1 protein-coding gene is annotated in these 1,318 nt (G+C 63.1%); it reads left to right on the top strand.

Annotated elements, in window-relative coordinates; genetic code table 11:
• Positions 1-237: 237 nt before the first annotated feature.
• Positions 238-1,302, top strand: a complete 1,065-nt coding sequence (locus BST17_RS28480; protein WP_165762368.1) for an IS110 family RNA-guided transposase — start codon at positions 238-240, stop codon at positions 1,300-1,302.
• Positions 1,303-1,318: the final 16 nt, after the last annotated feature.

The following is a 1,318-nucleotide window of genomic DNA, read 5'->3' as shown; positions in this document are numbered from 1 at the left end:
GACACTCAGTGTCACGGTGGACGTGCCGCTGTTGCGGTGGTTGGGTCTTCTCACCTGGTGTCTGGCTCCTACAGACACTGCCGCCCGTGGGGTTGGCATTCGACCGTTGTGCCGATGCCAGGTGGGAAGGACCGACCGGCGTGACTTGATAGGAGCGTGGCACCGCCCCCACTGAGATGTGTCCTGCCGGTCGGCCCGACCTTCACCTCATCCACCAGATGAAAGAAGGCACCGTCCATGGTCGTCGTTGGAACCGATGTACACAAGCGCACCCACACCTTTGTCGCTGTCGACGAGGTCGGCCGCAAACTCGGCGAGAAAGTCGTCAAAGCCACCACAGAGGGCCATCACCAAGCCATAGCGTGGGCTCGCGAGCAATTCGGGGAGCAACTGCTGTGGGGTATCGAAGACTGCCGCAACCTCTCCGCTCGCCTGGAACGCGATCTGCTCACCGCGGGCCAGTCCGTAGTGCGGGTGGCCCCGAAGTTGATGTCGCAGGCCCGCGCCTCGGCGCGGACCCGCGGCAAGTCTGACTCCATCGACGCACTGGCCGTCGCGCACGCAGTGTTGCGCAACCCTGGTCTGCCGGTCGCCTCCCACGATGCAGTTTCCCGTGAACTGAAATTGCTGATCGATCGTCGCGAAGACCTTGTAGCGCAAAGGACTTCTACGATCAATCGGCTGCGCCAACGCGTCCACGAACTCGACCCCGGCGCTGAACCCAAACCCGCTTCGCTGCACCGTCACAAACCCTGCGCGGCCCTCGGTGCATGGTTGGACACTCAACACGGGCTGCTCGCCGAGCTGGCCCGCGACGAACTTACTGATGTCAGGCGCCTCACCGAAACGATCAACGCACTGGCGGCCCGGATCGGTACGCGAGTGCAGCAGGTCGCTCCGGCTCTGTTGGCCTTACCTGGATGCGGTGAACTGACTGCCGCCAAAATCATCGCCGAAGCCGCCGGCATCAACCGCTTCCGCAGCGAAGCCGCCTTCGCCAGGCACACCGGCACAGCACCGATTCCAGTCTGGTCGGGCAACACCGCCGGACGGGTCCGACTGAACCGCTCAGGAAACCGACAACTCAACGCCGCGTTGCACCGAATCGCGATCACTCAATTGCGTATCCCGGGCAGCGCCGGCCAGGTGTACTACCGCAGCCGTCTCGCCCGCGGAAAAACAACCAAGGAAGCGCTGCGCTGCCTCAAACGCCACCTCAACCGCACCGTCTACCGTTGCTTACACGCAGACCAAACCAAAAGCGGAACCAGCCAAGAAACCCACACGCAGGCCGCTGCTTGACATAGGAGCAATGGTC

The organism is Mycolicibacterium bacteremicum, assembly GCF_002086115.1.
Lineage (GTDB): Bacteria > Actinomycetota > Actinomycetes > Mycobacteriales > Mycobacteriaceae > Mycobacterium > Mycobacterium bacteremicum.
Note: the sequence above shows the minus strand (reverse complement) of the source record. Positions and strands in the feature narration are given on the sequence as shown.

Coding starts and splice junctions, on each gene's coding strand:
- BST17_RS28480 (WP_165762368.1), top strand. CDS start 238: ATGGTCGTCGTTGGAACCGATGTACACAAGCGCACCCACACCTTTGTC.